Annotated in this window: 2 protein-coding genes; both read right to left on the reverse strand. The window is 72.4% G+C overall.

Going from position 1 to position 2502, the window contains the following annotated elements; translation table 11 throughout:
• Nucleotides 1-113: 113 nt before the first annotated feature.
• The gene (locus tag ACFXPK_RS18215; protein ID WP_385076479.1) at nucleotides 114-764 is read right to left on the reverse strand and encodes a hypothetical protein; all 651 of its coding nucleotides are present in this window, start codon (nucleotides 762-764) and stop codon (nucleotides 114-116) included.
• Nucleotides 765-835: 71 nt separating this feature from the next.
• A complete protein-coding gene (locus tag ACFXPK_RS18220; RefSeq protein WP_385076481.1) occupies nucleotides 836-2236 on the reverse strand; it encodes a DUF3560 domain-containing protein in 1401 nt (466 codons plus the stop codon).
• Nucleotides 2237-2502: the final 266 nt, after the last annotated feature.

Raw genomic sequence — 2502 nt, forward strand, 5'->3', positions numbered from 1 at the left:
GGGTGGGGTGGCCCCGGCGGCCGCTCTTGGGGGGGGTGGGTGGGTGGGCGCGGGGGGGGTCGGGGGTGTGGGGGGGGGGGGCGGGGGGGGGCCCGCCGCCCCCGGTTGGGCTGCTAGTGGTAGGCAGGGATCAGTCGGCGGACCTTGTCCTGTCCGATGCATCCGCCCTTGTGTCGGCGTGCGCTCGGCGGCTCTCCGTTGCGCCCGCGCAGGTGGGACCAGAACTTCAGGCCCTCCCATCCACACAGCTCACAGCGGACGAGCCAGTGGTTATCGGAGCCGGGAAATCCGGTGAGGATGGCCCGCCAGTGGTGGGCCGCAAGCCCTGCGAACGCGATCAGCGCGCCCTCGATGTTGCGATCGTTGACCGGCATCCGCGGGTGCAGGAGGGGCACCGGCCCGCACAACGGCGTGGGGGCCTCGGCAAGCACCTGGTCCAGGGGGATGGCGCCGATCCGACCGGCGGCGTACTGCTCGGCGAGATGGGCGGCGGCCATGTCGGTGCCGGGGGTTCCCTTGGGCGGGCGGGAAAGGTTGCGCTCGCCTGCGGTGGTGAGGACGAACCACTCTCGGTGCCACCGGTAGGCGCGGCCGATGACCTGGTCTTCGCCGACGATCACGGGGTATCGGCACTGGATGTCGGGGGTGCCGACGCGGTACGTCGGGATGGTGCTGCTGCCACCGGTCGTGGGGACGGTGAGCCTGCCCGCTTCGGTGTCGGGGACGGTGATGGTCGCGGGTCGTTCGAGGAGTTGCGTGGTCATGGTGGTGCCCTTGTCTGGTGAGAGAGGGGCCCGCCCCGGCGCGCTCGGCCGGCGGGGCGGGCGGGGCGTCGTTACGCGGCTTCGGAGGCCGGGGCCTGCGGGGCGGCGATCCACTCGCGGCGCGGGGTGATGCTCAACTCGTTGAGGACGGGGGCGTGGCTGCCGTTGTCGTCCACCCATTCCCAGTCGGCGCCCTCGGTGCCGGGCTGGTCGGTCCAGGTGAGCATGTACGAGCGGCCGGAGGTGCGGGGGTCGCCGCACACTGCCTGTGCTTCACGGCGGGTCATCGCCCACAGGGCACGCCGCTTGCGGGAGCGGCTGGAGCCCTTCGAGGCGATCAGCACCAGCGCCATGCCGTCCGGCCAGTTCGCCCACGCGGCCGGGGTCGCTGCGGCGGTCGGCTTCCCGACGGGCACCTGTTCCTCGACCGCCGGGGACTGCTCGGCTGGTTCCTGCGCTTCGGTGGCCGGGGCCTGGGGCGGCTGCCGCATCTCGTCGGGACTCTTGCGCCCGGACACGCCGTCGTAGGGGGCGGTCCATGTCCAGTCGTCGTACTGGTTGCCGGTGGCACGGACGATGCGCTTGCCGATGCTGTTGTGGATGTGCGGGATGGTCACGGACCTCGGGTTGACCCGCAGGACCTCGTACCAGGTTCCGCGGTAGAAAACGAAGTCACCGCGCTTGAAGTCGGCGCGCGACCACACCTTGAAGCCCTCGGCTTCGGCGTCCTTGATGACCTTCTCCCAGTGGGCGATCTCCTCAGTCAGCTCCTGGTGCTCCATCTCCAGCTCCGGGTCTGCCGGGTTCCGGGAGAACCCCTTGGCGGACTGGCCGCGCTGCCACTTCTCGACCGCGCGGAGGTCGGCCCGCAGCGTGTCGAGACGGCGGAGCGTGCGGCCGGGGTCCTTCTTGAACTGCTGGTAGTTCGCGGCAGCCTGCGCCCGGCCGCTCCAGTGGGCGGCGCGGTCGTGCTCGCTGATGCTCTTGCGCATCGCGTCGTCCATGCGCGCGTGGTCGCGGCGGGCGCGGCCCTCGGAGTGGTGCCCGACGAGGATCGGCTGACCGAAGGCGAACCGCTCGGATATGTCGTGGCTCTCCCGGTGCGCGGCCTCGGAGGACTGGGCGGCGCTGGCGGCGTACCCACCGAATCGTTCCGCCCTGTTCTCGGCCTTCTCTTCGCGCTCCTCCTCTGCCTCGCTGAAGCTCCGGCGGTCGGCGTTGTCGACGGTCAGCGTGACCTCGAACCCCTTCTCCCGGAGTCGCTGTGCGAGGAATTCGAGCGACGGGGTGTAGGTGGCGTGGTCGCGGCTGTGCGGGAGGTACCAGCAGTCAAGGGTCCTGCTCCAGCGGAAGGGCTGGCGCTGGGTGCGACCGTACTCACGGAGTCGCAGGATCTCGGCTGATCCGTCGCCCCGGCTGGTCCCCTCGATCAGGGTGCCCTCTCGGCGGGTGTGGGTGATCTCGATAGTCACTGAACTGGTCTTTTCTGGTGAGAGTTTGTGGTCCGGCCGCAGGGCGGACCGTGCGTTGGCAGCGGCGCTGCACCACCGGCGCGGGCCGTGAGGGACGATCGGCTCGCGGGTCGTCGCGCCTGCGCGACGACAGGGGCAGTCGCGCCCCCGCGGGGCGCGTCCGCTGCGGTGCGGGGGCCCGCGGGGGGGGGGGGGGCCGCCCGCCGCGGGGGGGGGCGGCGGCGGGGCCCCCCCCCGGGCAGGCGCCCCCCCCGGGGGGGGGCGCG

This window comes from Streptomyces sp. NPDC059142 (assembly GCF_042755665.1).
GTDB lineage: Bacteria > Actinomycetota > Actinomycetes > Streptomycetales > Streptomycetaceae > Streptomyces.

Excerpts from the sequence above, each read along its gene's own strand:
- ACFXPK_RS18215 (WP_385076479.1), bottom strand. The coding sequence starts at position 764 with ATGACCACGCAACTCCTCGAACGACCCGCGACCATCACCGTCCCCGAC.